At 57.6% G+C, this 24,347-nt stretch carries 26 protein-coding genes and 1 tRNA gene; 15 read left to right on the forward strand and 12 right to left on the reverse strand.

Annotated elements, in window-relative coordinates:
* The first annotated feature begins 301 nt into the window (after nucleotides 1–301).
* Nucleotides 302–1,363: a quinolinate synthase NadA gene (gene nadA, locus ASQ50_RS00005; protein ID WP_058089875.1), complete on the forward strand. Its 1,062-nt coding sequence runs from the start codon at nucleotides 302–304 to the stop codon at nucleotides 1,361–1,363.
* A 9-nt stretch (nucleotides 1,364–1,372) separates the two neighbouring features.
* Here nadA and ASQ50_RS00010 read toward each other — a convergent pair whose 3' ends face one another.
* Complete coding sequence (locus ASQ50_RS00010) at nucleotides 1,373–2,842, reverse strand: M48 family metalloprotease (protein ID WP_058089597.1); 1,470 nt, start codon at nucleotides 2,840–2,842, stop codon at nucleotides 1,373–1,375.
* 156 nt (nucleotides 2,843–2,998) lie between these two features.
* On the opposite strand from ASQ50_RS00010, the gene ASQ50_RS00015 reads away from it, so the two are divergent.
* Entirely contained in the window at nucleotides 2,999–3,226 is a 228-nt protein-coding gene (locus tag ASQ50_RS00015) for a sulfurtransferase TusA family protein (protein ID WP_058089598.1), read from the forward strand.
* Nucleotides 3,227–3,242: 16 nt separating this feature from the next.
* Complete coding sequence (locus ASQ50_RS00020) at nucleotides 3,243–4,319, forward strand: AI-2E family transporter (protein ID WP_058089599.1); 1,077 nt, start codon at nucleotides 3,243–3,245, stop codon at nucleotides 4,317–4,319.
* Nucleotide 4,320: 1 nt separating this feature from the next.
* Here ASQ50_RS00020 and ASQ50_RS00025 read toward each other — a convergent pair whose 3' ends face one another.
* Nucleotides 4,321–4,788: a peroxiredoxin gene (locus ASQ50_RS00025; protein WP_058089600.1), complete on the reverse strand. Its 468-nt coding sequence runs from the start codon at nucleotides 4,786–4,788 to the stop codon at nucleotides 4,321–4,323.
* 74 nt (nucleotides 4,789–4,862) lie between these two features.
* Here ASQ50_RS00025 and dapA point away from each other — a divergent pair, with 74 nt between their 5' ends.
* The 5 genes from dapA to ASQ50_RS00050 are packed head-to-tail and all read left to right on the forward strand — an operon-like array spanning nucleotide 4,863 to nucleotide 9,450.
* On the forward strand, nucleotides 4,863–5,741 hold the full coding sequence (gene dapA, locus ASQ50_RS00030; protein WP_058089601.1) for a 4-hydroxy-tetrahydrodipicolinate synthase: 879 nt from the start codon (nucleotides 4,863–4,865) through the stop codon (nucleotides 5,739–5,741).
* 34 nt (nucleotides 5,742–5,775) lie between these two features.
* Nucleotides 5,776–6,870, forward strand: a complete 1,095-nt coding sequence (gene bamC, locus ASQ50_RS00035; RefSeq protein WP_058089602.1) for an outer membrane protein assembly factor BamC — start codon at nucleotides 5,776–5,778, stop codon at nucleotides 6,868–6,870.
* A 44-nt stretch (nucleotides 6,871–6,914) separates the two neighbouring features.
* The gene (gene purC / locus ASQ50_RS00040; protein ID WP_058089603.1) at nucleotides 6,915–7,628 is read left to right on the forward strand and encodes a phosphoribosylaminoimidazolesuccinocarboxamide synthase; all 714 of its coding nucleotides are present in this window, start codon (nucleotides 6,915–6,917) and stop codon (nucleotides 7,626–7,628) included.
* Nucleotides 7,629–7,657: 29 nt separating this feature from the next.
* Nucleotides 7,658–8,392, forward strand: coding sequence for a TIGR04219 family outer membrane beta-barrel protein (locus tag ASQ50_RS00045; protein ID WP_058089604.1), 735 nt, complete (start codon nucleotides 7,658–7,660; stop codon nucleotides 8,390–8,392).
* Nucleotides 8,393–8,442: 50 nt separating this feature from the next.
* Nucleotides 8,443–9,450, forward strand: coding sequence for an NAD-dependent epimerase (locus tag ASQ50_RS00050; protein ID WP_058089605.1), 1,008 nt, complete (start codon nucleotides 8,443–8,445; stop codon nucleotides 9,448–9,450).
* Nucleotides 9,451–9,528: 78 nt separating this feature from the next.
* Here ASQ50_RS00050 and ASQ50_RS21130 read toward each other — a convergent pair whose 3' ends face one another.
* Both ASQ50_RS21130 and ASQ50_RS00060 read right to left on the reverse strand, forming a co-directional pair.
* Nucleotides 9,529–10,368 carry a VWA domain-containing protein gene (locus ASQ50_RS21130; RefSeq protein ID WP_058089606.1) on the reverse strand — a complete coding sequence of 280 codons (840 nt, stop codon included), beginning with the start codon at nucleotides 10,366–10,368 and terminating at the stop codon, nucleotides 9,529–9,531.
* Nucleotides 10,369–10,618: 250 nt separating this feature from the next.
* Nucleotides 10,619–11,425, reverse strand: coding sequence for an RluA family pseudouridine synthase (locus ASQ50_RS00060; protein ID WP_058089607.1), 807 nt, complete (start codon nucleotides 11,423–11,425; stop codon nucleotides 10,619–10,621).
* 103 nt (nucleotides 11,426–11,528) lie between these two features.
* Here ASQ50_RS00060 and ASQ50_RS00065 point away from each other — a divergent pair, with 103 nt between their 5' ends.
* Nucleotides 11,529–12,455 (forward strand): ROK family protein, encoded by a 927-nt coding sequence (locus tag ASQ50_RS00065; RefSeq protein WP_058089608.1) that lies wholly within the window; start codon nucleotides 11,529–11,531, stop codon nucleotides 12,453–12,455.
* Nucleotides 12,456–12,462: 7 nt separating this feature from the next.
* On the forward strand, nucleotides 12,463–12,639 hold the full coding sequence (locus tag ASQ50_RS00070) for a DUF2897 family protein (RefSeq protein WP_227513225.1): 177 nt from the start codon (nucleotides 12,463–12,465) through the stop codon (nucleotides 12,637–12,639).
* 76 nt (nucleotides 12,640–12,715) lie between these two features.
* Here the strand turns inward: ASQ50_RS00070 and ASQ50_RS00075 are convergent.
* From ASQ50_RS00075 to ASQ50_RS00100, 6 genes are all read right to left on the reverse strand, one after another.
* Nucleotides 12,716–12,792 (reverse strand) — tRNA-Val (locus ASQ50_RS00075).
* 55 nt (nucleotides 12,793–12,847) lie between these two features.
* Nucleotides 12,848–13,798: a DMT family transporter gene (locus ASQ50_RS00080; protein ID WP_058089609.1), complete on the reverse strand. Its 951-nt coding sequence runs from the start codon at nucleotides 13,796–13,798 to the stop codon at nucleotides 12,848–12,850.
* A gap of 136 nt (nucleotides 13,799–13,934) precedes the next feature.
* A complete protein-coding gene (locus ASQ50_RS00085; protein WP_058089610.1) occupies nucleotides 13,935–15,023 on the reverse strand; it encodes a hypothetical protein in 1,089 nt (362 codons plus the stop codon).
* Between the two features lie 34 nt (nucleotides 15,024–15,057).
* On the reverse strand, nucleotides 15,058–16,131 hold the full coding sequence (locus tag ASQ50_RS00090; protein ID WP_058089611.1) for a hypothetical protein: 1,074 nt from the start codon (nucleotides 16,129–16,131) through the stop codon (nucleotides 15,058–15,060).
* Between the two features lie 136 nt (nucleotides 16,132–16,267).
* Nucleotides 16,268–16,858 carry a YceI family protein gene (locus ASQ50_RS00095; protein ID WP_058089612.1) on the reverse strand — a complete coding sequence of 197 codons (591 nt, stop codon included), beginning with the start codon at nucleotides 16,856–16,858 and terminating at the stop codon, nucleotides 16,268–16,270.
* The gene (locus ASQ50_RS00100) at nucleotides 16,848–17,582 is read right to left on the reverse strand and encodes a CDP-alcohol phosphatidyltransferase family protein (protein ID WP_058089613.1); all 735 of its coding nucleotides are present in this window, start codon (nucleotides 17,580–17,582) and stop codon (nucleotides 16,848–16,850) included. Before ASQ50_RS00100 ends, ASQ50_RS00095 begins: the two co-directional genes overlap by 11 nt.
* Nucleotides 17,583–17,693: 111 nt before the next feature.
* Here ASQ50_RS00100 and ASQ50_RS00105 point away from each other — a divergent pair, with 111 nt between their 5' ends.
* The 4 genes from ASQ50_RS00105 to ASQ50_RS00120 are packed head-to-tail and all read left to right on the forward strand — an operon-like array spanning nucleotide 17,694 to nucleotide 21,962.
* Nucleotides 17,694–18,677 carry a zinc-dependent alcohol dehydrogenase gene (locus tag ASQ50_RS00105; RefSeq protein ID WP_058089614.1) on the forward strand — a complete coding sequence of 328 codons (984 nt, stop codon included), beginning with the start codon at nucleotides 17,694–17,696 and terminating at the stop codon, nucleotides 18,675–18,677.
* Nucleotides 18,678–18,686: 9 nt separating this feature from the next.
* Complete coding sequence (locus ASQ50_RS00110; protein WP_058089615.1) at nucleotides 18,687–19,085, forward strand: 6-pyruvoyl trahydropterin synthase family protein; 399 nt, start codon at nucleotides 18,687–18,689, stop codon at nucleotides 19,083–19,085.
* Nucleotides 19,072–21,003: a glycosyltransferase family 4 protein gene (locus tag ASQ50_RS00115; protein WP_058089616.1), complete on the forward strand. Its 1,932-nt coding sequence runs from the start codon at nucleotides 19,072–19,074 to the stop codon at nucleotides 21,001–21,003. The genes ASQ50_RS00110 and ASQ50_RS00115 overlap by 14 nt, the downstream gene beginning before the upstream one ends.
* The gene (locus ASQ50_RS00120) at nucleotides 21,000–21,962 is read left to right on the forward strand and encodes a lysylphosphatidylglycerol synthase transmembrane domain-containing protein (protein WP_068351316.1); all 963 of its coding nucleotides are present in this window, start codon (nucleotides 21,000–21,002) and stop codon (nucleotides 21,960–21,962) included. The genes ASQ50_RS00115 and ASQ50_RS00120 overlap by 4 nt, the downstream gene beginning before the upstream one ends.
* On the opposite strand, the gene ASQ50_RS00125 is transcribed toward ASQ50_RS00120, so the two are convergent.
* Complete coding sequence (locus ASQ50_RS00125; protein WP_058089617.1) at nucleotides 21,963–22,829, reverse strand: RibD family protein; 867 nt, start codon at nucleotides 22,827–22,829, stop codon at nucleotides 21,963–21,965.
* 119 nt (nucleotides 22,830–22,948) lie between these two features.
* Between ASQ50_RS00125 and ASQ50_RS00130 the strand changes: the two genes are divergently transcribed.
* Entirely contained in the window at nucleotides 22,949–23,365 is a 417-nt protein-coding gene (locus ASQ50_RS00130; protein ID WP_058089618.1) for a helix-turn-helix domain-containing protein, read from the forward strand.
* Between the two features lie 18 nt (nucleotides 23,366–23,383).
* Here the strand turns inward: ASQ50_RS00130 and galU are convergent, their stop codons facing one another.
* A complete protein-coding gene (gene galU, locus ASQ50_RS00135; protein ID WP_058089619.1) occupies nucleotides 23,384–24,220 on the reverse strand; it encodes a UTP--glucose-1-phosphate uridylyltransferase GalU in 837 nt (278 codons plus the stop codon).
* Nucleotides 24,221–24,347 lie beyond the last annotated feature (127 nt).

Below are 24,347 nucleotides of genomic sequence, written 5' to 3' on the forward strand. Positions count from 1 at the left end.
CTGAGAAGCCGAAGAGCTAGGCGTGCTGGTGAAGGTTTGGTGGTTCCAAATCGAGACAGCAGAACGACGCTTTTCGGCTTCTCAGAAGCTCCCGAAGGGCTTGCCTCTGAGGACTCTGAGCCGGTGTTGTCAGTCCTTGATGTGGAACCACCACATCTGCCGACTGACGCCTTGGTCAGAGTCCTCAGAGGCAAGCAGTAGATTAAGGAATTAGCCAGACGGGACACTGGGTTACAGCCCCATGAAAACACGCCCGGAAGTGATATACTCTCGCGGTAACAGTAACTTCAGAGATCCAGAAATGACACGAGCGCAAGACCGTATCCTTGTTCAGGAACATCTGGCACACGAAGCGGAGCCAAAGGCCCTGAGTGCCAGCGAGAAAGCTGAGCTTGAGGCACGCATCAAGGCAGCCCTCAAAGAGAAGGATGCTGTGCTCGTGGCCCATTACTACACAGATCCGGATATCCAGCGTCTTGCCGAGGAAACCGGCGGCTGTGTTGCCGATTCCCTGGAAATGGCACGGTTTGGTAACCAGCATCCTGCGTCTACGGTGGTGGTGGCTGGTGTCCGTTTCATGGGTGAAACCGCCAAGATTCTGAATCCCGAGAAGCGGGTGCTGATGCCCACGCTGGAGGCTACCTGCTCCCTCGATATTGGCTGCCCCGCGGATGAGTTTTCCGCTTTCTGCGATCAACATTCGGACCGGACGGTGGTGGTGTACGCGAACACTTCTGCGGCCGTAAAGGCGAGGGCGGACTGGGTGGTGACCTCCAGCTGCGCCCAGGCCATTGTTGAGCATCTGGATGCCAGAGGGGAGAAGATCCTGTGGGCGCCGGACAAACACCTGGGCCACTACGTGCAGAAGACAACGGGCGCTGATGTGTTGTTGTGGGATGGCTCCTGTATCGTGCATGAAGAGTTCAAGCATCGGGGCCTGGAAGATCTCAAGGCGCTTTATCCCGAGGCAGCTGTACTGGTGCATCCGGAATCTCCCGACGCGGTGGTGGAGATGGCTGATGTGGTCGGTTCAACCTCTCAGTTGATTCACGCGGTCCAGACGCTGCCCAATGAAGAATTCATCGTGGCCACGGATAACGGTATTTTCTACAAGATGCAGCAACTGGCGCCCAACAAGACGCTGATTGAAGCTCCAACGGCGGGTAATGGCGCCACCTGTCGCAGTTGTGCCCACTGCCCCTGGATGGCTATGAACGGCCTTGAGAACCTGCTTGCGGTGTTGGAACGGGGCGATCAGGAAGTGCTGGTTGACCCGACCCTGCGTGAAGATGCGTTGCGCCCGCTGCGCCGGATGCTGGATTTCACCGCCAACATGAACCTGAAAGCTGCCGGAAACGCCTGACCATCCCCGTTAGCCTCGCCGGGCTTGCAGTCTGTCAGTAATGTCGTTCAGGCGTTCGTTGACTACCTGCCGTTCGGCAGACCCGGCGGGCAGCTTTTCCTGGGCCTGGCGCAACTGGCGTTGGGCGGATTGCAAGTCCCCCATCAGGGCATAGTATTCTGCCCGTGCGCGGTGCACACCCACGATATTCCTGGCCATGCCCTCGGCTTCGGCGAGTCGTAACCAGATCTGTTCCCGTTCCGGCAGGCGCCGGGCCAGGTCCCGCAGCAAGCCGGCGGCGGTATCCCCATTTCCGTCGGCAATCTCGATTTCCGCGAGTGTCCAGGTGATGGGGTAGTTGCGCGGGTTTCTGGATAACGCCTGCCGCAGCAATGTCCGTGCGTCTTCATAACGTTTCTGGTCCAGCATCACGTCGGCCAGGGTCACCTGAAAGGTAATTCTGCCCGGGCTGCCGTCCAGAAGTTCCCGCAGTATGCGCTCGGCCTTGTCGTATTGCTGGTTGCGCTGATAGGCCACGGCCAGCCCGTAGCGAATGGCGTCGTTGCGTTTGGCATCATCCCTTGCCAGGTAATCCTCGAACGTCTCGACTGCCAGTTGCGCTGACGAGGCGTAACGCACCTGCAGGCGGCTACGAACCAGGTGATATTCCTGGCCATCCCGGATGCGTTCGTCGGGATACTGTTCCGCCCGGTTGCGGCTGTCGGCGACCCGGTTCTGGGTTAATGGGTGGGTCGACAGGTACTCGGGCATCTGATTTCCCTGTAGCCGGTTCTGTCTCATCATGATTTCGAACATTTCCGGCATGCCGCGCGGGTCGAGGCCGGCGTTGGCCAGAATCTCCATGCCCACCCGGTCGGCCTCCTGTTCATGGGCCCGGCTGTAGGCCAGCATGTTCTGGATTGACAGGGCCTGGGTGCCGGCGATGGCGGCAATGCCAATATCGGATTGGGTAACCGCGGACAGCACGATACCGGCGATCATCCCGGCCAGTGTCAGCGGTGCGCTGGTTTCCTGTTGCTCCATGCGGCGGGCAAAGTGACGTTGGCTCAAATGCGCCAGTTCGTGGGCCATGACCGAGGCAAACTGCTGTTCCGTTGCGGCATTGAGGAACAGTCCACCATTAACGCCCACGATACCGCCCGGGACGGCGAAGGCGTTAAGGGCAGGGCTGTCGATCAGAACCAGCTTCAGTTCCCGGTTATCCAGCGGGGCAGAGGGCACCAGTTTGTAGGTAATGGCGTGCAGGTAGTCGTATACCAGCGGGTCTTGTATCTGGGGTGCGGAACGCCGGATAGACGCCATCACCTGCTGGCCGATTTCCGCTTCCTGCTGGCCGGAAATGAGGCCCGCGCTGCCGCCTATGCTGGGCAGGCTGGATTCCTGGGCATGGCTGAACCCGCCGGAGAGCAGCAGGGGGAGTGCCAGAGCAAATGTGGTCAGTAAACGGCAGACAGGATTCTGGCGATCAGTTCGATTCATGGATTTCAGTCACACCCGTGGGGATTTGCCACTTTGACATCAGCATAGCCCGGAAAGTTCTTATCTGTATTACGAAGACTTGAGATGCAATAGGGTAACACCCCCGGCATAATGCCTGCTCGATTATTGGATAAATGGTAATGGTGTTCGCTTAACATGGCTGATCGAATTCTGGATGCCTCCGGGCTGCGTTGCCCGATGCCACTTCTCAAAACAAAGCTGGAACTCAACGCCATGAATGCCGGGCAAGAGCTTGAAGTGATTGCAACGGATTCGGGTTCTGCCCGGGATATCCCGGCCTGGCTTGGAATGTCTTCTCATACTTTGGTCAGCCAGTCAGAGCATCACGGCGAATTCCGTTTCGTGATAAAGTGCGGCGGTTAATCTTCCGGAGTTGTTCATGGTCAGAATTCTGCGCGGTCTAGCCCACAAGTATTTTTCTGATGAAGAAGCAGTGATTCTGTTTCTGCTTCTGGTTACCGGTACGGTTTTTGTCATTCTGTTCGGCGCCATGCTGGCACCGGCGATCGCGTCATTGATTATCGCGTTTATCCTTCAGGGCCTGGTTGCCAAGCTGCACAAGATGGGTGTACCCGAACTGGTGGCGATCATCAGCGTGTTTGTGGTGTTCCTCGGTGTTCTGGTCGGGTTTATTTTCGGGCTGTTGCCACTGATCTGGACGCAGGTCAGTAACCTTGCCGGTGAAGCACCTCGAATCATTCGCGAGCTTCAGTCTTACCTTGAGCTCCTGCCGGAGGAATATCCTCATCTGATTTCCATGGAGGCAGTAGACACCATATACCGCCAGGTATCGGCAGAAGTCGCTCATATGACCCAGGTACTGGTCTCGTTCTCTCTATCAAGCATTCCAGACCTGGTAGCGCTGCTGATCTACATGGTCCTGGTGCCGATTCTGGTGTTCTTTTTCATGAAAGACCGACGTGTACTGGTCGCTTCCATTGGCCGGATGCTGCCTCCCCAGCGCCCGATGATGATTCGCATCTGGCAGGAGGTAAATCTCCAGTGCGCAAATTACGTCCGGGGCAAGGCAGTTGAAATTCTGATCGTTGGCGTGGTCACTTACGCCGCCTTCAAGCTTCTGGGTATGCCCTACGCAGCATTGCTGTCATTGCTGGTAGGCTTGAGCGTGGTGGTTCCTTACATCGGCGCCGCCGTGGTCACCATTCCGGTCGCGGTGATCGCCCTGTTTGCGTTCGGCTGGAGTTCCCATTTCATCTGGGTAATGGTGGTATATGGCATCATTCAGGCGCTGGATGGCAATGTGTTGGTGCCTATCCTGTTCTCGGAGGTGAACAACCTGCACCCGGTTGCCATTATCGTGGCGGTTCTGTTCTTCGGCGGTATCTGGGGGTTGTGGGGCGTGTTCTTTGCGATTCCGCTGGCCACCATGTTCAAGGCGGTGTTTGCTGCCTGGCCGGTGAAGGAATCCGAGCCCTCACCGGCGGCATCAGAGTAGGTCAGAGTGCCTTGACGGCTTCCAGTACCTCGTCGGCGTGGCCATTTACCTTAACGCCACGCCACTCCCGTCTCAGGATGCCTTCCTTGTCGATCAGGAAGGTACTACGCTCGATACCCAGGTGCTCCTTGCCGTACAGTTTTTTCAGTTTGATCACATCAAACAGCTTGCACAGGGCCTCGTCTTTGTCCGAGATCAGGTGGAACGGAAACTGATGCTTGCTCCGGAAATTGGCGTGAGCCTTGAGCCCGTCTCTGGATACACCAAAGATTTCGGTATCAAGCTCGCGGAACTGAGGCATCCTGTCCCGGAAATCCTGGCCTTCGGTGGTACATCCGGGTGTGTTGTCCTTCGGGTAGAAGTAGATGACGACGTTTTTACCCCGGAGGTCGGCCAGTCTGATAATCTGGTCGTCGGTCGCCTCGGCTTCAAAATCGGGCACGGGTTGGTTCAATGCTACGGATGACATGACATCTCCTTTAATTCCCTTGTGTCAGTTCGAGCCCAACATTACCATATCGCTTTTATTCGGACGGAGTTTTTATGATTACGGGTAGCCTTGTCGCGCTGGTCACGCCCATGCATCCAAACGGTGACATTCACTGGGAGGATCTGGACAAGCTGGTGGACTTTCATATTGAAAACGGCACGCACGGCATCGTTGCTGTGGGTACCACCGGCGAATCCGCAACGCTGGACCCCGAGGAGCATTGTCGGGTTATCGGCCACATCATAAAACGGGTCGATGGCCGGATTCCTGTTATCGCCGGCACCGGTGGTAACAGTACTCGGGAAGCCATTGAGCTGACGTCCGAAGCCCATAAGCTGGGGGCCGATGCCTGTCTGTTGGTGGTGCCTTATTACAACAAGCCAACCCAGGAGGGTCTCTATCAGCACTTCAAAGCCATTGCCGAGGCCGTGCCGGGCATGAGTCAGATGCTTTACAACGTGCCTGGCCGCACAGCGTGCGACATGCTAAATGAAACCGTACTGCGCCTGGCGGATATCCCCAATATCGTTGCCATCAAAGACGCTACCGGCAACATTCCCCGTGGTGCCGAGCTGATCGAAGCCCTGGATGGCCGCCTGGCGGTCTACTCCGGCGACGATGCCACCGCAGCAGACCTGATGCTGGCGGGCGCCAAGGGCAATGTGTCTGTGACTGCCAACGTGGCGCCCAAAGCCATGTCCCAGTTGTGCGAGGCGGCCATCAAAGGTGACGAAGCCGAGACACATCGTCTGAATGACCTGCTGATGCCGCTGAACCGCAAGCTGTTCCTGGAAGCCAACCCGATTCCGGTTAAATGGGCACTGCATCGCATGGGGATGATCGGTGAGGGCATTCGCTTGCCGCTGACGCCGCTGAGCGAGAAGTTCCACGCCGAGGTGGAAGATGCACTTAAGGCCTCAGGTGTTCTCTGAGGCCAACCGATTCCCGTTTTACCGGAGTAACTCGATGCAGGTTCCTGGAAGAGCCCGTAACACCAAGACATTCCTGTTCCGGCCGTTAGCCGGGCTCCTGTTGGCCAGCACCCTGGTTGGGTGTGGCATCCTGGAGGATCGCTCCCAGCGATACGTTCACGCGCCGGAAGGCGAACCGATCAAGGTTCCCGAGGGTGCAGACGATTCCAGGCTGAGCCAGATCATGCCGGTTCGGAGCATCAATACGGATGATTCACGCCGGCTGTTTCCGTCTTCCATCCCGCGCCCACCGGACATGACCTCGGAAATTCTGGATCAGAACTACGTGATCGAGGAACTGGATGGTCGTGTCTGGCTTCTGGTCAACGAAGTGCCCGGCCGCCTGTGGCCGGTCGCCAGTGCCTGGATGAACGATGCCGGCCTTGGCGTGGCTTATGATAACCCCCAGTTGGGTATCCTCCAGAGTGAACTGGCCAACTTCAGCAAGCGCAGCCGTGACATGCTGGGGCTGGCTGATGACCCGGTCGCTCAGGAGCCCCGGGTGCTTTTGCAGATGCGATTGGCTCCGGGCATTCGACGCAAGACCACCGAAATCCGGCTACGGATTCTGGAGCTTGATGACGCGCCTGACGGGCTCGTTGCCTGGCAGTCGGATCAGGAATCCGACACCCGCGCCCAGGGCAGGAAAAAAGCGCTGTTGGCCGAGCTTGGTGAATTCATGAAGCAGCGTGAAGACAGCAAGTCGTTCTCACGGGCGGCATCGGGCATGATTGCCCAGCCATTGGTGAGGCTGCTGTCTGAAGATGACCAGGCGGTCGCTGTGCGCGTTGAGCTTGATTTCGGCCGCACCTGGGCGGAAGTGAACCGTTCCCTTGAGGAGATTGGCGCAGACATCCAGGACCTTAACCGGAGTGAGCGTTGGTTCCACGTGGACTTCCGTACCGAAGACGAACGCACCCCGGGCTGGTTCTCCTGGTTTAGCAATAAGGCCGAACCCCGCCACACCCATACCGTGAACATTGAACAGCGTGAAGACGCCCTGTTTGTCACAGCTGAGAGGCTGGACAGCTATACTGGTGAGTACAGCGCGTCAGACCTGCTCACACAACTATTTGAACACCTGTATTGATTCGGGGCGGCCGGCAAGGCCGCTGTCCGATTCTGGAGATCTAAATGGAAAAGCGCGAAGAACTATACGCGGGCAAAGCCAAATCGGTATTCCGCACAGACGACCCGAACCGTTTTGTACTGGTGTTCCGGGATGACACCTCCGCCTTTGATGGCGAGAAGAAAGAACAGCTGAACCGAAAGGGCATGGTGAACAACAAGTTCAATGCCTTCATCATGGACAAGCTCGAAGCAGCAGGCATTCCGACCCACTTCGAGGGCCTGTTGTCTGACACTGAATCCCTGGTGAAAAAGCTCGAGATGATTCCGGTTGAGTGCGTGGTTCGAAATATCTCGGCCGGCAGCCTGTGCCGTCGATTGGGCGTGGAAGAAGGCCAGGAGCTTAACCCGCCGACCTTCGAACTGTTCCTGAAGAACGACGCGCTGCACGACCCCATGGTGAACGAGTCACTGGCGGTCAGCTTTGGTTGGGCCAGCGCTGAGGAACTGGCGCGCATGAAAGAACTCACCTACAAGGTGAATGACGTACTCAAAGCCCTGTTTGATGACGCCGGCATGTTGCTGGTGGACTACAAGCTGGAGTTTGGTCGCAGCGAAGGCCAGATCGTATTGGGTGATGAATTCAGCCCGGATGGCTGTCGTATCTGGGATAAGGAAACCCGTAAAAAGATGGATAAAGACCGCTTCCGCCAGGGCCTGGGTGAAGTGATCGAAACCTACGAAGAAGTGGGGCGTCGTCTGGGTATCCAGTTCGACTGAATATAAAAACCGACAACAACGGGTGTGATATGCGTAAATTGATGATGGTAATGGGCGCGAGCATGCTGGCTGCCGCTCCAGTGGTCTCCGCGGATATTCTGGGCGTAGGCGCCACGGTTGGCTACTGGGATGCCGACTATTCGGGCGAGGCGTCCAAAGGCAACGACCGGGTAGATCTGGAGCGGGACCTCAACCTCAGCAGCGATTCCAATGCCAATCTCACCGCGTATTTCGAACACCCGGTTCCGGTGCTGCCAAACGTACGGCTGGCTTATACCCGTACGAAGCAGAGCGGTAATGGCCAGCTGGATGTAACTTATGATGGTATTACTGCCGGCGCGAATGTTCGCTCTGAGCTCGAGCTGGAACAGCTGGACGTCACCCTGTATTACGAAATCCTGGATAACTGGGTGAATCTGGATCTTGGCCTGACCGTTCGGGATTTCTCGGGCGAGTTACTTGTTCAGAACAGGAACGACACCAGCCAGTTCTCTGAAACCAAGGCCGACGCCGTGTTACCCCTGGTCTACGCAGCCGCCCGCTTTGACCTGCCATTCACCGGGGTTTCTGTGGGTGGTGACGCCAACGCCATTACCTACGATGGCGGCTCGGTCTACGACTTCAACGTGTATGGGCAGTATGAAATGTCGCTGCTGCAGTTGCGGGCGGGCTATCGCCAGATTTCTCTCGACTATGAGGACGGCGACGACAACCTGGATATCGAACTCAGCGGCCCGTTTGTCAGCGCTGGCCTCCGATTCTGAGTTAGCATTAAAAGGCGCCCCCGGGCGCCATTTTTCATGGAGAACAGATCTTGAAAATCCTCGTTACCGGAACCGCCGGCTTTATTGGTTCACACCTGGCCCATCGACTGCTGGATCGCGGCGATGAAGTGATCGGCGTGGATAACGTGAACGATTATTACGACGTGAACCTCAAAGAAGCCCGGCTTGCCCGGTTAACCGGGAAGGCAGGATTCACCGAAGTGCGCCAGGACGTGGCGGACAGACAAGCAATGGAAGCCTTGTTCCGAGAGCACAAACCCGAGAGGGTAGTGCACCTGGCGGCCCAGGCCGGCGTCCGTTACTCCCTTGAAAATCCCCATGCTTACGTGGACGCCAACCTGGTTGGCTTCATGAATATCCTCGAAGGCTGTCGCCATAACGATGTAAAGCACCTGGTGTACGCGTCCAGCAGCTCGGTCTACGGTGCCAACGAAACCATGCCGTTCTCGGTGCATGATAACGTGGATCATCCCCTGAGCCTGTATGCGGCCTCCAAGAAGGCCAACGAGCTGATGGCGCACACCTACAGCCACCTGTACAACCTGCCCACCACTGGCCTGCGGTTCTTCACCGTATACGGCCCATGGGGCCGGCCAGACATGGCGCTGTTTATCTTCACCAAAAAGATCCTGGCCGGTGAGCCCATTGACGTGTTCAACCATGGCCATCACCGCCGGGATTTCACCTACATTGACGACATCGTTGAAGGTGTTATCCGCACCCTGGACCATGTGGCAGAAGCCAATCCGGACTGGTCTGGCGAGAAGCCGGACCCTGGCACCGGTAAAGGCCCGTACCGGATCTACAACATCGGTAGTAACAACCCGGTAGAGCTGTCCCGCTTTATTGAAATCATTGAAGAGCGTGTGGGCAAGAAAGCGGAAAAGAACCTGCTGCCACTGCAGCCGGGTGATGTGCCGGCCACCTACGCCAATGTGGATGACTTGATCACAGACGTAGGCTACAAACCCGACACTACAGTGGAAGAGGGCATCGCCAACTTTGTGGATTGGTATCGGGATTTCTACAAGGTGTAAAAGCCGGGTTAGCGTCAGTACAAAAACAGCCAGCGCAATACGCTGGCTGTTTTTGTTGGTATACGACTATTCAGGCACTCACACCGCCACTGACGCCACGGGGCGCCTGCGATAACGTGTAAATATTCCCAACAGTCCCAGGCCAATCAGCGCCAGAGAAGATGGCTCCGGTACGGATGCGGACGGCTGGCAAGCCGGGTGTGTCGGGTTCAGCTGACAGAAATCCAGGGTTTCCTGAAGTTTCTTGTTCGCAAAATCGGTCACGAACTGCTGAACAATCGTTTGATCTGATGTGTTAAACAGGTTCAGATCAAAGACGGTTCCGCCATGGTTAGTAATGAGGTCGGTGTAAGACGCGGGTGTACCGTAGAGCGGGCCCAAAACACCGTTGTAGAGAGCATTATTCGCTGTGAGCAATCCGTCAAGCAACGACTCTGAGACAGCCTGGCCGCCGACGCTGCCCCGTGCAACCGTATCACCATTGGATGGTTCATCCGTCAGAATAATAATGTTCTTGACGGCATTGCTTCGGAACGAAAACAGATCATTCTGGCCATCCAAAGCATTCAGGGCAAAAGCGGTGGCGGTGTAGCCTGGTTCAATCCAACCGTTAATCTTCAATCCCTGCGCTGCGGTGGCAAAACTGGTGGGATCGGTCAGATCGGTTACCATCCGTGGAACGGCGGCACTATCACCATAACCCACCAGCCCGTACCGGGCGTCGACTTGCCCGGTGCCGGTGAGGATGCTGGCAAACAACCCGATGTTGTCCCGTAGATTTGCCTGGACAGTTCCCATGGAACCAGATTCGTCAACGACAAAGACAATATCGCTGAGGATTGGAGCGGCATGCACCGGAGCGATAGCGGCCGCCGTCGAAAGTATCAAACCTGAAAGAAATCGCTTGAGTTTCATCATCGTTACCTCATCCAGACTGAGTGCTGTAGGCGGGCATCCGTACCGTACTGCTTTACCGGCTGACTCCCGAGTAGTTACACCTATGCAGGCATCAGTAAGCCCTGCATAGCCTGTGCCACAAGGCTTAACGCAAGCCTAACGCGCTGTGATGCCGGGATATTCTTCAGGTTCTGGCTGAAAAGCTTAGATATGACGCATCTGATATGTATAGAAAGCTGACATTGTTTTGCGGGGGCTGTAACCAACAGCGTTAGTTAATATCCTGCGAAGGGGCGCTGAAGTTTCTTGCTTTCCCGGTCAGTGGGCAAACAAACTGAAGCTGAACGGCCTTCAGGCAAAGCCCGGAGGGGTGGGGGCTGCCGTAAAGCTTGTCACCGACGATGGCGTGGCCAATACCTGCAAGATGCCGGCGAATCTGATGTTTGCGCCCGGTTTCGATAAGCACCTGTACGTCGGAGGTGTTTTCCTCGGGATCTATCGCCAGGGTGGTGACGCGGCTCAGGGATTCCTTGCCGTCGAGTGGCGCGTCGATGACAAGGTCATCCGCATTCAGGTGGCCGGTCACGGTAGCCTGGTAGGTCTTGGTGACGGTGCGGCCGGAGAACAGTTGGGACAGAGCACCGGCCGCTTTGCTGTCGTGGGCTACCAGCATCAGCCCGGCAGCATCGGCGTCCAGCCGGTGTACCAGATAACAGGGCCTGCTCAAGGCAACCTCTGCCAGCCGAAGCAGGCTGCAGTGGTCACCCCATTGGGAACCCTGGGCTAACAGGCCGTGGGGTTTGTACCAGAGGCTGTAGCGGCCCAGGTCTTCTAGCAGATCAGGTTGCTCCGGCTTGAGGCCCAGCACCTGGTCATCGTAGAACAGTTGAATCCGGGTGCCTGGCTTTAACTCCCGTTTGGCTTTTCGCAACCGAACCTGCTTGCCCTTCTGGGGCCACCAGCAGGCACCTTTGGCCATGGCATCCTTGATTCGCTGCTTGGGGAGCCCTGACGCCTCGGCTAGCGCATCGACGGCAAGTTGTGATTCCGAAACGGTCAGGTCCAGGGTACGTCTCATGGCCGGGGGTGGTCGCTCTGGTTAGGATGGGTAAAGTCTGGGATTATAGCCAAAAGCGCAGTCAGTTTATGCAGCAAACCGATACCAAAGGCGATCTTTACGAATGTCCAAACGCTGGTTAACCGGTATTGATCTGGGAGGCACCAAAACGGAAGTGATCCTGCTGGATGAGAACCACCAGGAACACTTTCGGCATCGGGTGCCAACCCCTGCCGGTGACTATCAGGCCACCCTGGCCACCATCCAAACACTGATCGAACGAGCCGAACAATATGCCAGCCAACGCGGCTTGCCGGTAGGCATTGGTATTCCGGGAACGGTGTCTGGCGTTACCGGTCTAATCAAGAACGCCAATTCCACCTGGCTCAATGGCAGGCCCATGGCGGATGACCTTGGCCAACTGCTGGGCCGATCGGTTGCCCTGACCAACGATGCCAACTGCCTGGCATTATCGGAAGCCACAGATGGTGCAGGGAAGGATGCAAGCGTTGTCTTCGCTGCCATTCTGGGAACTGGTTGTGGCGCTGGAATCAGTGTGGATGGGCGACTGTTGACGGGCCCCAATGGTGTGGCCGGTGAGTGGGGGCATAACCCGTTGCCCTGGACACCACAGGGAGACCTGGATGAACGTCCTTGCTTTTGCGGGCAACGAGGCTGTAACGAGACCTTTCTGTCTGGTACCGGCTTCAGCTTGACCCATCGGCTATCCTGGGGCGACAAAGCCTCGGCACAGGAGATTGTTGCCGGCGCTCGGCAGGGCGACCGCAAGTGCCGTTTGACGTTGGACCTCTATATTGAGCATCTGGCCAAGGGCCTGGCCGCCGTTATCAATCTTCTGGACCCAGATATGATTGTGTTGGGTGGTGGCATGAGCAATGTGCCGGAACTCTACCAATCCCTGCCGGGGCGGCTGCCGCAGTATGTTTTCGGTGGCGAATGCTCGACCCAGGTCCGGCCAGCGATACACGGCGATTCCAGTGGCGTGCGCGGGGCAGCATGGTTGGCGGCCCAGGAAACAGATCCGGCATAAGGAGAACATGATGCCTGCAATAGGATGGATATTTATACTGCTCGCCTTCGGCATGGTTATCGGCAGTCTTCTGTTGTTGAGAGACAGCAGCAACATGAAAATTCCCGAGCACAAGCTGGAGAAAATCCGTAAACGAAAAGCAGAGCTGGAAGAGAAGGAAAAACAGGAAAAGGACGACTGGTAATCAGCGATGATTCGCGCAGGCATAAAAAAAGCCAGTTCTCACGTTGCTCGTAAGTAACTGACTTTCTTTGCAGAATTGGTAGGACCACGCGGATTCGAACCGCGGACCTCTACCATGTCAAGGTAGCGCTCTAACCAACTGAGCTATGGTCCTGTATCCTGCAACGGGGTGGAAATATACGGATTTCGTTCCCCTTGGTCAACCTCTTTCAGGCAGTTTTTACCGGTTTCAGAAAGCCTTTGATGGCGCGGCTCAGAGCGTTCCAGCGGTTCACCAGCAGCGCCATGAAAATCAGCCCACACCCCGCCAGTTGCAGCGCAGACATGGTCTCACCAAACCAGGCTGCGGCAAACAGTGCCACCCACACGGGTTCCAGCACCAGAATCACCACGCCGTGACTGTGTACCGAAAGGCTCTGTGCATAGGTCTGCAGCAGAAAGCGCCCGGCTGTGCCGACGATGGCACTGGCCAGCACCCAAACCATCAGAATGGGCGGCGGGTTGTTGAGAGTGGGTGCCCAGGGCTCGCTGATAGCAGACTCCACCAGGGTTACCAGGCCCACTGTCAGCAGGGCCAGGGCGGTCAGGGGCAGCGCCGGCACCTTTCGCTTCTCGATTGTTTCGCCCCGTTTATTGGTGACCGTTCGCTGATTGGCGGCGCGGGTGTTGAGCGTGAAGTAAAGCGCAAAGATAAACGCGGCCACAACGAAGTACAGCTGGCCCGGATCCGGCCGGAAACCGTTCTCAAGGGATAGCAGGGCCAGGCCCGCTACCGCAATCGGTATGGCAAGCCAGGTACTTAGTGGCTGGGATTCACCGAATACCACGCGGGCAATGATTGGCACAATCACAACCCCAAGACTGGTGAGAAACGCGCCTTCACCCATGCTATCGCCATGGAACAGGCCCAGTATCCAGCAGCTCATGGCAATGCCAAACACCAGGCCGACGCCCATGCTCCGTTTCACCTGGTCGGCATCCAACCGGCGCAGGGCCGGCAGCGCAATCAGCGCCAACACGCCGCCGGCGATCAGAAACCGGGCCGCCATGAACATCAACGGTGGCATCATCAGTACGGCTTCTTTAGAAAACATCCAGCTGATCGCGGCCAGGAGGGTAACGACAACCAGCAACAGATCGGATTTGTGAGCGTCAGACATCAAGAAACTGGCTCCGGTCAGGCAGAGTGAAGTGCAAGGAAGGGTAAATCTATAGTTTGCGAACTAAAAAAGAAAGCAGCGAAAACCGAGAGGGAGGGAGATGGCTCATCCCTGAGCCCGGCCAACAACCGTGGTGTCAGTTGTTGAGCGTGGTATACAGCAGGTTGGACATGCTGGTCTGGTTGGAGTTCGGGACCTCGACATACTGGTCACCGGAGCCCCAAAGTTGCCACCAGGCCCGCTGGTTGTAAGTGCGGCTGGCGAAGTCGATCTGTAAGCCATTGAGCACAGTGTTGTTCACCACCGGCACAGAGATGTTGCCGGTCTGGGTATCCTTTACGGCACTGTGGTTGGCGCCTTCGCTCATCAGAATCGGGTAGTGATTGTAATAAAGGCCAGAAGGACCATTCTGCCCGCTTACCTTGCCCGCCAGACTGATACTGTTGGAGCACGAATCTATGCCGCTGGCGGTGGTGGCGCCGCAGGCGGAGTGGGTGGGTACCACGCCGTCATCGGTGCCGGCAATGAAGGGTTTGGTGATTCCTCCGTAGGACGAACCGCCACCGACAAAGCGCAGCCGGGGAATAGCCGTGGGGCCTACCGACAGGTTGCGGGCGGTGTTGGTTTGCAGGTCATTGACCACGCCCAGGTTGTCGGGCTGTGGATCAATCCCGGTGAACGCACGCACAGCTTGTTTTACCGGCCAGTTATACCAGCTGTCGTTATAGGCAATGCTGACTGCCAGGTCGGCCAGTTCGGTACCGCCGCCAGCCCCCGCAAGATCCATGACCGCGAGGATTTTCAGCGGTTGCAGGCCTTCGGATTGCAGCCAGCGAGCCTGGTTCTCCAGGAGGTGGCGGGTAACCAGGTCACTGGTGGAATGGGTCACGACAATGCAGTAATTGTTGCACAATCCCTGCTGACTGATTTGTCGAACCTGCTGGTAGGCTTGCTGCGCAATCTCGCCTTCCACCCGGCCGTTACTGGCCCAGTCGATGCGCGCTTCGGCGCGGTTCAGCCAGTAATCCCGCCAGTAGTCTTCTCCGGCCTGTTTCACCTCTTGCATGTTGGCGGGGGCCTGGGACAGGTTTTCCATCATGAAACCGTGCACCAGGATCACATTGTGGCCCGCCAGTTGGGCCTGCGCCGTTGTGGCGAACAATCCGCCTGCCAGCGCTATCGATAATGCAGTTTTACTCAGGCATCTTTTGTTTTTGTTGATCATTGCTTGCTCCGTTTTCCGGTTTTATTGTTGTTTATCAGAACTTGTCGGCCAGCTGCCTCAGCAACGCCGCCCGTTGCTCTGATTCTGTGTTCACCGCAGGTGTGTCACGCAGGTTGCCAAGATCCGGCGGTGAAAACTCATAGCCATCGTCTGGGCCGAAGGCGTAATGGGTGCGATCGCCAGGGCGGTCCGGCATTTGGCGTAACTGCAGGTTTCGGAGTTGCAGCTGGCCTTCGATGTCCTGGTTCGCCAACACGCTGCCATGGGCCTTGAGCACAAGCGTACCGCTGCCCCCGCTCAGGGATTCTTCAGTACTGAGTTGGGCCAGAGCGCGCTGGCCGTTGTATAGCTGGGCGGACAGCGCATAGTAGCCGGCGTGGTCCGGATCGAAACGGACTGGGATAACCAGGTCATTGCCGGACACGTAGGGTGAGTCGATACCACCGAAGTCGCCGAGATCAGGTTCAATGGAGAGAGACGACACATGCCGGACCGGCTTTCCATCAACCCTGGCCTCTACAATCAGCCGGTATTCGCCTGGCTCATGATCGGAAGTGATCGTTCCCTGGTAGTAGCCGCTGTCTTCCGTGGCAGACAGGTCTGCTGAATCGGCCTTGCCCCTCTTGGTGGCCGACTCAAGTGTTGCCGAGAGGGTATCGCCGAACACCTGCCGGCCACTCAGGGACGCCACCACAAGAATGGGCTCACCCTGGGTAAAGCGGAACTTGTCGAGTGTCACGATGAAGCGGCCGTCGTCTTCCAGTGGCAATTCAACCGGGTGGTACCGGTTACCCTGGTAAGCTTCGGCCTGGGCGGTGGTCAATGGTACCGAGTAGTCGGGGTAGCGGGCGCTTCGCTGGTAGTCGTCTGCAACGCTGGCGAGCATGAACCCCAGGGCGTTGTCAGAGGGAGCAGGCGCGACCGAACTGTTGACCTCACTCGTCGCTGGCGTGCTGCCGCCCGCCATGGCGCTTGCTTCCTGATGATCAGACTGGCTGCCGAAAGGCAGCCAACGGAACTTGCCGTCGTTATCTGCGGACAACAGCCACGCAGTACCTGAAATACTGGCCACCGCTACGGCGGTAGCCATCAGTGTCTTGTAAGGCATGTAGAATCACCTTCTTATTGTTATTTCACTGCTTTTGGTTAAAGAGTAACCATAGCCAGTTTTGTCGTAACCGGCATGAAAGTTGTCCGACAATGCGCCACTTTCACTCTAAAGTGTGATAGACCTCACAATGGCATTAGTCCTTGATCGCCTCAAAGGCAAAACGCAGTACTACCTCGTCACCGACCATGCCTTCGTCGATTCCGTAAGTCATACCCCAATCGCTTCGCTTGATCACGGCCGACGCACTGAGGCCGAGTGTGTATTCTTCGTGCCCGAAGGGATATACGTCAGCCTTGTTGAGGGTGACATCCACATCCACGGGGTTGGTCTTGCCCAGAAGCGTGAGATCGCCGGTGACGATGCCTGTGTTGTCTCCCGTGCGTTCGAAGCCGGTGACGGTAAAGGTGATGTCCTTGTGTCTTCTTGTGTCCAGGAAATCCTTGTTGCGCAGGTGATCATCCCGTTTACCGTGATTGCTGAATACGCTGTTCGCCTTGAAGGCCAGTTCACCGGATGACAGCTCCCCGGTCTGTTCGTCATAGACGAATTCGCCTTTCACCTCGCGAAACATGCCCATGACCGGGGCGTAGCCGATGTGCATCACCTCAAAGACCATGGAGAAGTGCTCATCGTCCACCTGGAATCTGGTTGGTTGTGCCTGCAGCAGCGGCGCGGTGGAGAGCAGGGTGGCTGCCAGGGTTGCGGTGGCGAGTTTAGTTTTCATGATAGTGTCTCCTTTGGTAGAGCCAGCGAACATCCAGCGCAAACGACCAACCCAGAAGGGCCAGTGCCATGGCCAGTGTGGTGCCGGCAAACCCGGTGGGGGTAAGAGGAAGTATGGCGATCATCAGCGTAACAATCTGCCATACGCATACTGTTTTGCGCCGGAAACTGTCCGGCAGTGGTTGGTTGAGCCACGTCAGGAAATGGCTGGCGGCCAGAAAGCCATAGCGCATCAGGGCAAGCATCAATACCCATGGCCCGGCTTTGCCGACAGCCATCGTGGCAACGCATAAGCCGAGGATAAACAGCGCATCCAGCTCCATGTCGAACCGGGCGCCGAATTCACTGTTGCTGTTGGTGGCCCGGGCCACCTTGCCATCCACGCCATCAAGGATCAGCGCAATGAGGCAGGCCACGGCGTAAATCCACAACGCGGAAGAATCGGCAGCGGACAGAAACGGCGCCCAGGCCACCAGGGAAACGACCAGGATGGATCGAAGCAGGGTAGTGCGGTTGGCCCAGCCAAAGTTTTGTCGGGCTGGCCAACGCGTAAGTATCAAGGCGCCCTGGGTGGCGAAGATCAGAATCGCCAGCAGACCGAACCAGCCGGGCGGGCTGAACCATTCGTGCACGGACAGCAACACCAAAAACAGCAGTAGGGCAGCCCAACCAAGCTCCCTCACAGTGGCAGGAATCTGAAATGTTGCCGGGCGAATCGAATCCATATCCGAGCGTTTCCGTATAGCCTGACTGGTACGTGTGTTAGGCCCCGTTCTATGACTATAGTTTGGGGTAGATGCTTTTGCTTACGGAGATAACAAGAGAATGGACTGTTTATGACGTCATCAGGGAATCAGGCGTTCTGGGTGACTGGCCCGGGTCAGGGGGAACTTCGGCCGGCGACTCTGGAATGGCCTGAGAGTGCCGGGGGAGAGATCGTTACCGTGCGCACGCTGTATTCCGGGATCAGCCGGGGCACGGAATCACTGGTATTTAACAATCGGGTTCCACAGGACGAATACCTTCGAATGCGCGCACCCTTTCAGGAGGGCCAGTTTCCGTTTCCGGTCAAATATGGCTATGCCAATGTTGGCGAAGTGCAGGACGGGCCAGAGCACCTCATGGGTAAGCGGGTCTTTTGCCTGTACCCCCACCAGAGGCACTACCGCGTGCCGGCCAGTGCCGTCACCGCACTGCCGGACGATCTGCCGCCGGGACGCGCCATTCTTGCTGCCAATATGGAAACCGCCATTAACGGGCTCTGGGATGCCGAGCCCGCTGTAGGTGACCGGGTTGCCGTGGTTGGCCTGGGGGTGGTCGGGCTTCTGGTGGCCTGGCTGGTCAAACAGATTCCCGGCACCCAGCTGCTGGCTGTCGATACCAATGAGTCCAGGGCTGACATTGCCAAAGCTTTGGGGCTTCCATTCACAACCGAGGCTTCGGCCCGTGATTGCGACCTGGTGATTCATGCATCCGGCCGGAGCGAGGGGTTGTCATCAGCCCTGTCCATGGCCGGGCCAGAAGCTCGCATTGTGGAGCTTAGCTGGTATGGCAACGAACCGGTCACGGTTCCCCTTGGCCATGCCTTTCATCCTAACCGCCTTGAACTTAAATCCAGCCAGGTAGGGCAGATTCCGCCGCACAGGCAGCCCCGTTGGAGTTATGCACGGCGGCTTGAGCTTGCACTGCAGTTGCTCAGAGCGCCTGAGCTGGACAACCTGATCAGCGGTGAATCCCGGTTTGACGAACTTCCTGCGGTTGCCAGCACCATATTGTCACCAGCAGGGGATGCGCTCTGCCATCGAATTACCTATTCCTGAGGAAACACTATGTTCAGTTTGACCGTTCGCGATCACATGATGATTGCTCACAGCTTTAAAGGAGAAATCTTTGGTCCGGCGCAAGGGCTTCATGGCGCCACCTACGTGGTAGACGTGACCTTCGAGCGACACGTGCTGGACGATAACGATTTGATTGTGGATATTGGCCAGGCGTCTGACCTGCTGAAAGAGGTCCTTTCGGAATTCAACATGAAGAACCTGGACGACTTGCAGGAATTCAAAGGCCGGAACACCACCACGGAATTCATGGCGCAAGTTGTGTTCAATCGCATGGCTGCCGCCATTCATGCCGGCCGCCTTGGTGAAGAGGGCCGGCAGGTTGCCGGCCTTAAAGTGACTTTGGGCGAGTCGCACCTGGCCTGGGCCAGTTACCATGCCGGCATCTGATCTATGGTTTGTGGTTCCCGGTGATCCTGACCAGAACACCGGTGGGTACCGATATGTGCAGCGCCTGGTGGCGGCATCGCGCCAGGCGGGGGTAAACGCGCGGGTTCAGGGGCTTGCTGGGTGCTTTCCGAGACCGGATCAAACTGCTACCAATGCCATGCAAGAGTTCCTGACGTCTCTGCCGGACAACACGTTAGTGGTGCTTGACGGGCTTGCCATGGGGGCCATGCCAGACGTGCTGGAGCGCCACGGCACACGCTTGCGGCTTGTGGCGCTGGTACACCATCCGCTGGCGGATGAGACCGGACTATCCCAGGAGCAACTGGCCTGGTTTCGGGAAGCTGAAAGGCAATCCCTGGCCCAGGTCGGCAGGGTGGTCACGACCAGTGAGTACACTGCCCACCGCGTGCAACAGGAGTATGGTGTGCCGTCCTGGAAGATTACGACGGCGCAGCCGGCCGTGGACGCCCTGTTCTTCCAGATGGAGCGCGACCACTTGGACAAGCCCATGAGGCTCTTGTGTGTGGGGCATCTATCCCCCCGGAAGGTGCAGCACCAACTGGTCGATGCCCTCGCCACTTTGCGGGAACTGCCGTGGCAATGCACCCTGGTGGGGGCGGAGGATCGTGATCCGGACTATGCGCTGGCCCTTCGCAGTGCCATCGCCCGGCACGGACTGGCTGATCGTATTCAGCTTCTTGGAGAGCTATCGGAACCCGCGCTGGAGGAGGCCTACCGCCGGGCGGATCTGTTCGTGTTTCCGTCGCTCTACGAAGGCTATGGCATGGTCATCGATGAAGCCCTGGCCGCGGGCTTGCCGGTGTTGTCTTCCGATGGCGGCGCGCTGGCGTTGACCACCAGCAAACCCGGAGCCCGGAATTTTCCGGCTGGCAATGCGAAGGTCCTGGCGTCAGAACTTCGCAATCTCCTGACGAATACCGCAGATTTTTCGGATCTGGCGCGACGTGCGCGGGCCCATCGGTCAGATATTCGCCAGTGGTCAGATACCACAAGGGAATTCCTCGGCAGTCTGGGCATCAGCGTTGAGGGTGATCCTGCAAGATTCTCTGGCCAGTGGCTGGAAGCCCGGGAGCCCGCGGATCATGCTGCCAGAAGCCGGGCCTTGACGGATACGCTGGCAAACTGGCTAACCGTGGAATACAACACGAAAGCCGCCGGAAAACCGGCCGGTGATCCGTTGCATCTGGTGGACATAGGCAGTGGGCGGGGTTCTAACCCCGGTTATCTGATTCCCCGTTTGCCGGTCCCCCAGCGGTGGACATTGATTGAACCGGATCAGCATCTGCTGGGGCTGGCCTGCCATCGGGTTGAGGCCCTGGATGCCCCGGCGGTTCCCCTGATGCGAGAGCTAACCCCGCACAACCTGGATGAGCTATTGCCAGACGATGCCGCCCTGGTCACGGCATCGGCCCTGATTGACCTGGTCTCAGAACACTGGCTTCGTGCCTTTTCCAGTGCCGTGGTGCGAAGGCGGGCGGGTGTTCTGGTAGTGATTAGCTACAGCGGGCACTTTGACCTGGCGCCTTCCCATGCCTCCGACGCCCTGGTACAGGAGCTGGTGAATCAGCACCAGCATGGCGATAAAGGCAGCGGAGCGGCATTGGGTCCCGAAGCAACCGGGGTTTTGGAGAAACTGCTGCGTGAGGCAGGTTATACCGTCACGGTAGAGCAGAGCCAATGGCATCTCAGCCCGGGCCAGGGCGGCACGAGTGCTGAGTTGATCACCATGCTAATGACGGGTTGGGCGGATGCCGCCTGCCAGCAGAACCCGGCTGCGGAGGCTGAGATCAGAACCTGGCTGGCAGACAGGCAGGATCAGTTGGCCCGTCACGAACTGCGGGTGGTGGTTGATCACCTGGACCTACTTGGGTTACCCGACTCAGGTTTGCCGGCATGATGCGCCAGCGGCCATGGCCAAAGCTGCTGCTTCGGTGGGCTGCGACCCTTATTATCCTGGTGCTGGTGTTACGGTTTGTGGACCTGTCCGGTCTGATAGCCAGGCTCCGATCCATATCGCCCTCACTGATCGCCCTGGCCCTGGCGGTTTCCATCTTCCAGGTGGTGCTGTCCGCCTGGCGTTGGCGTTATACCGCCGGCAGGCTGGGTGTTTCGGTGCCGATGACCTTTGCCGTTCGGGAATATTACCTGGCCACTTTTCTGAACCAGGTGCTGCCGGGTGGTGTTATGGGGGATGTGAACCGTGCCTGGAGGCACAGCCGGGCGCAAGGGCAGCGAGCCCCTGAGCGTTCGGGGCAGCTTTCGGCAGTTCATGCGGTAGTCCTTGAACGGTTGTCCGGGCAGTTGGTGTTGTTCCCGGTGGTCTTGCTCGCCGTGGTTGCGCTCTGGAGTGCCGGGGCTTTCAGTGGGCAGCGGGTAGCGGCGCAATTATCCTTGAACCCGGTCTACTGGCTGTTGCCTCCTCTGCTGGTTGGCGTTGGTATCTGGCTGTTGTGGGTTAGTGGTCGGCTTGCCTCACTGCGGCGATACCTTGGGCGCCTGGGTGCCGATCTCAGGCGGGCATTTGCTGGCTGGCGCAATGGTTCGGTGCAGTTGTTTACTTCCCTTGCCGTTCTGGGCACCTATTTGACGGTGTTTGTGTTGTTGGCGTTGGGTATGGGCCTGGCGACCGATGCCAGCAGTCTGTTTCTGACCGCTGCCCTGTGTCTGTTATTGCTTCTGGCGATGGTGGTGCCGATTACGGTGTCTGGCTGGGGTGTCCGTGAAGGCGCAGCAGCCCTGCTTTGGCCCGCGGTTGGGTTACCGGCAGAGCAGGGGGTGGCGATCAGTATTGGCTACGGTGCGTTGATATTCCTGGCCAGCTGGCCGGGGGCGCTGGTGCTTCTCAAACGCGCCTGATCAATTCCAGCGCCTCTCGAAGGCCAGGTCGAACAGCATGTCACTGCCCAGATTGACCAGCTGGGCCCGCGGGCGCAGGGCATCATCCAGTTGGTCGATTTCCGGCAGTGAGAATGCCGGCCGCCCACTGCCGATGATCATCGGAGCCACCATGACATGCAGTCTGTCTAGCAGCCCTGCTTTGAGGAAGGATGAAACGGTTACACCGCCGCCCTCAATAAAGATTTTGCGAAGTCCGTAGTCCTGTAATACTTGAAGAATATGCTCCGGTGGCACCGGTGAAGGGTCGTCGGCAGCCCCGAGACAGGGAATAGTGGTTACCTGGCCGATGCGGGCGGGCTTTTGGGCCGGGTCGTATTCACCGGCAACCAGATGCAGTGTGGGTGCTGCGTTGTCGGTAAACAGGTGGTGGCTGCGGGGCACCCGGTTATGGCGATCAATCACCACCCGTACCGGGTTGGGCCCGTTGGCACGGCGAACCGTCAGCCTTGGGTTGTCAGTGGCAGCGGTGCCGGCACCGACCACCACCGCATCGCACAGGGCGCGAATGCGGTGCAGGTGGGTAATGCCATCGTCGCCGTTGATAAACCGGGAACAGCCGGTCACTGTGGCAATGCGGCCGTCCAGGCTCTGACCAAGCTGACCAATCACATGGTTACCCGCCGGGCGCCTGATGGGCTGGCACAGGGGCAGGAAAAGCGATATCAGATTCCTGGCATCTTCGGTTGCCTGATGCACCAACTCCCAGCTTTTGCCGTTAATCCGCAGCGCGGGTTGGCTGGTTCCCGGCAGGGGAAGGGTGACATTGCTGCGGTTGCTGGCATTCAGTATGAGCTTCCAGGCAGTGTCTGTATCCAGGGTGGCCATGGCGTTCCCGTTTGTTGGTTTTGTGGTTTCAGTATAAGCAGATTGTGTGCAAAGCTATATGTACGATACATTTCCGGATTGATTCACTTTTCCAGCCAATTTTTCAGGGACACTGAGCTATGCGGTACCTGCAGTCCTTTCATCGCCGCTTGCGGCAACTCCGGCAGACCGGGCAGCTGTCTTTGGCGGATGTGGCTAATATGTGCGGTGTGGACGAAGCCCGGGTAGGCAGCTGGGAGGCCACAGATCCCAAGCAGCGGAGCTATCCGGGTGTCAGTGAGCTGCTGGATGTGTGTCTGAAAACCGAAACGCCGTTGGATCAACTGCTGGATATGGATGATGGCGGTGACAGCGGTCAGCTGGAGTTGCCGGGGCTGGCGTTCAGTAACAGCGATGATTTGTCTGTAGCGTTGAAAGAGCTGGAACGGGAGCTGAACCGATTGCAGCTATCAGAGGAAGAGTTGGAACTGCTGCGCCGGTTCCGCAAGGCAACCGCGGAAAACCGGCGCATGGTCCTTCAGCTGCTGGGGCGTTAACCGCCCCGGTAAGCCAGGTTACTTGCCTTTTTTGTAGATATTCTCGTAAACGTAGTTGGTGGCTTCCACAAAGCCGTCGATGCTGCCGCAGTCAAAGCGCTGGCCCTTGAACTGGTACGCCAGCACACAACCGTTCTTCGCCTGTTCCAGCAGGGCATCGGTAATCTGGACCTCGCCGTTCTTGCCAGGAGAGGTGCTTTCGATAATATCGAAGATATCCGGTGTCAGGATGTACCGGCCAATGATGGCGAGGTTGCTGGGTGCGTCCTCCGGAGCTGGCTTTTCCACCATGTCGGTAATTCGGTACAGGCCGTCTTTCATGGACTCGCCGGCAATCACACCGTATTTGTGGGTTTCATCCTGCGGCACTTCTTCGATGGCCACGATGGAGCAGCGGAACTGGTTGTACAGTTTCACCATCTGCGCCAGAACACCATCCCCGCCTTCCGGCCCCACACAGAAGTCATCAGCCAGCACCACCGCGAACGGGTTGTCACCCACCAGGTTGCGGCCAGTCAGAATGGCATGCCCCAAGCCTTTCATCTCGTTCTGACGGGTGAAAGCAAAGGTGTTGTTGGTGATCAGGTCGCGAATGGAGGTTAGCAGGCCTTCTTTTCCGGTTCCGGCAATCTGGTGTTCCAACTCGTAGCTGATGTCGAAGTGATCCTCGATGGCACGCTTGCCACGGCCGGTTACGAAACCGAACTCGTGGATTCCGGCTTCGGCAGCTTCCTCTACGCCGTACTGAACCAGCGGCTTGTTAACGATCGGCAGGATCTCTTTCGGCATGGCCTTGGTGGCAGGGAGAAAGCGGGTGCCGTAGCCGGCTACCGGGAAAAGGCACTTTTTGATCATGGTGTTCATCCTTAGTTTGAATCTTGCATGCTGGGAGCCGTCCCACAAAGTGTGCCAAGTGTAACCAAGTTGTTTCGCGAGTTGGAGGGTTTCATTTCTGAATGTTGATTGTTGGTAATTCTGTGAC

The sequence above is a fragment of the Marinobacter sp. LQ44 genome, assembly GCF_001447155.2.
Lineage (GTDB): Bacteria > Pseudomonadota > Gammaproteobacteria > Pseudomonadales > Oleiphilaceae > Marinobacter.

What these genes read in the sequence shown, in the direction of transcription:
- ASQ50_RS00015 (WP_058089598.1), top strand. Translation starts at nt 2,999, where the DNA reads ATGGCTGATCGAATTCTGGATGCCTCCGGGCTGCGTTGCCCGATGCCA.
- ASQ50_RS00010 (WP_058089597.1), bottom strand. Translation starts at nt 2,842, where the DNA reads ATGAATCGAACTGATCGCCAGAATCCTGTCTGCCGTTTACTGACCACA.
- ASQ50_RS00025 (WP_058089600.1), bottom strand. Translation starts at nt 4,788, where the DNA reads ATGTCATCCGTAGCATTGAACCAACCCGTGCCCGATTTTGAAGCCGAG.
- nadA (WP_058089875.1), top strand. Translation starts at nt 302, where the DNA reads ATGACACGAGCGCAAGACCGTATCCTTGTTCAGGAACATCTGGCACAC.
- ASQ50_RS00080 (WP_058089609.1), bottom strand. Translation starts at nt 13,798, where the DNA reads ATGTCTGACGCTCACAAATCCGATCTGTTGCTGGTTGTCGTTACCCTC.
- ASQ50_RS00100 (WP_058089613.1), bottom strand. Translation starts at nt 17,582, where the DNA reads ATGGATTCGATTCGCCCGGCAACATTTCAGATTCCTGCCACTGTGAGG.
- ASQ50_RS00045 (WP_058089604.1), top strand. Translation starts at nt 7,658, where the DNA reads ATGCGTAAATTGATGATGGTAATGGGCGCGAGCATGCTGGCTGCCGCT.
- galU (WP_058089619.1), bottom strand. Translation starts at nt 24,220, where the DNA reads ATGATCAAAAAGTGCCTTTTCCCGGTAGCCGGCTACGGCACCCGCTTT.
- ASQ50_RS00120 (WP_068351316.1), top strand. Translation starts at nt 21,000, where the DNA reads ATGATGCGCCAGCGGCCATGGCCAAAGCTGCTGCTTCGGTGGGCTGCG.
- ASQ50_RS00020 (WP_058089599.1), top strand. Translation starts at nt 3,243, where the DNA reads ATGGTCAGAATTCTGCGCGGTCTAGCCCACAAGTATTTTTCTGATGAA.
- ASQ50_RS00070 (WP_227513225.1), top strand. Translation starts at nt 12,463, where the DNA reads ATGATGCCTGCAATAGGATGGATATTTATACTGCTCGCCTTCGGCATG.
- ASQ50_RS00115 (WP_058089616.1), top strand. Translation starts at nt 19,072, where the DNA reads ATGCCGGCATCTGATCTATGGTTTGTGGTTCCCGGTGATCCTGACCAG.
- purC (WP_058089603.1), top strand. Translation starts at nt 6,915, where the DNA reads ATGGAAAAGCGCGAAGAACTATACGCGGGCAAAGCCAAATCGGTATTC.
- bamC (WP_058089602.1), top strand. Translation starts at nt 5,776, where the DNA reads ATGCAGGTTCCTGGAAGAGCCCGTAACACCAAGACATTCCTGTTCCGG.
- dapA (WP_058089601.1), top strand. Translation starts at nt 4,863, where the DNA reads ATGATTACGGGTAGCCTTGTCGCGCTGGTCACGCCCATGCATCCAAAC.
- ASQ50_RS00065 (WP_058089608.1), top strand. Translation starts at nt 11,529, where the DNA reads ATGTCCAAACGCTGGTTAACCGGTATTGATCTGGGAGGCACCAAAACG.
- ASQ50_RS00105 (WP_058089614.1), top strand. Translation starts at nt 17,694, where the DNA reads ATGACGTCATCAGGGAATCAGGCGTTCTGGGTGACTGGCCCGGGTCAG.
- ASQ50_RS00130 (WP_058089618.1), top strand. Translation starts at nt 22,949, where the DNA reads ATGCGGTACCTGCAGTCCTTTCATCGCCGCTTGCGGCAACTCCGGCAG.
- ASQ50_RS00110 (WP_058089615.1), top strand. Translation starts at nt 18,687, where the DNA reads ATGTTCAGTTTGACCGTTCGCGATCACATGATGATTGCTCACAGCTTT.
- ASQ50_RS00095 (WP_058089612.1), bottom strand. Translation starts at nt 16,858, where the DNA reads ATGAAAACTAAACTCGCCACCGCAACCCTGGCAGCCACCCTGCTCTCC.
- ASQ50_RS21130 (WP_058089606.1), bottom strand. Translation starts at nt 10,368, where the DNA reads ATGATGAAACTCAAGCGATTTCTTTCAGGTTTGATACTTTCGACGGCG.
- ASQ50_RS00090 (WP_058089611.1), bottom strand. Translation starts at nt 16,131, where the DNA reads ATGCCTTACAAGACACTGATGGCTACCGCCGTAGCGGTGGCCAGTATT.
- ASQ50_RS00085 (WP_058089610.1), bottom strand. Translation starts at nt 15,023, where the DNA reads ATGATCAACAAAAACAAAAGATGCCTGAGTAAAACTGCATTATCGATA.
- ASQ50_RS00125 (WP_058089617.1), bottom strand. Translation starts at nt 22,829, where the DNA reads ATGGCCACCCTGGATACAGACACTGCCTGGAAGCTCATACTGAATGCC.
- ASQ50_RS00060 (WP_058089607.1), bottom strand. Translation starts at nt 11,425, where the DNA reads ATGAGACGTACCCTGGACCTGACCGTTTCGGAATCACAACTTGCCGTC.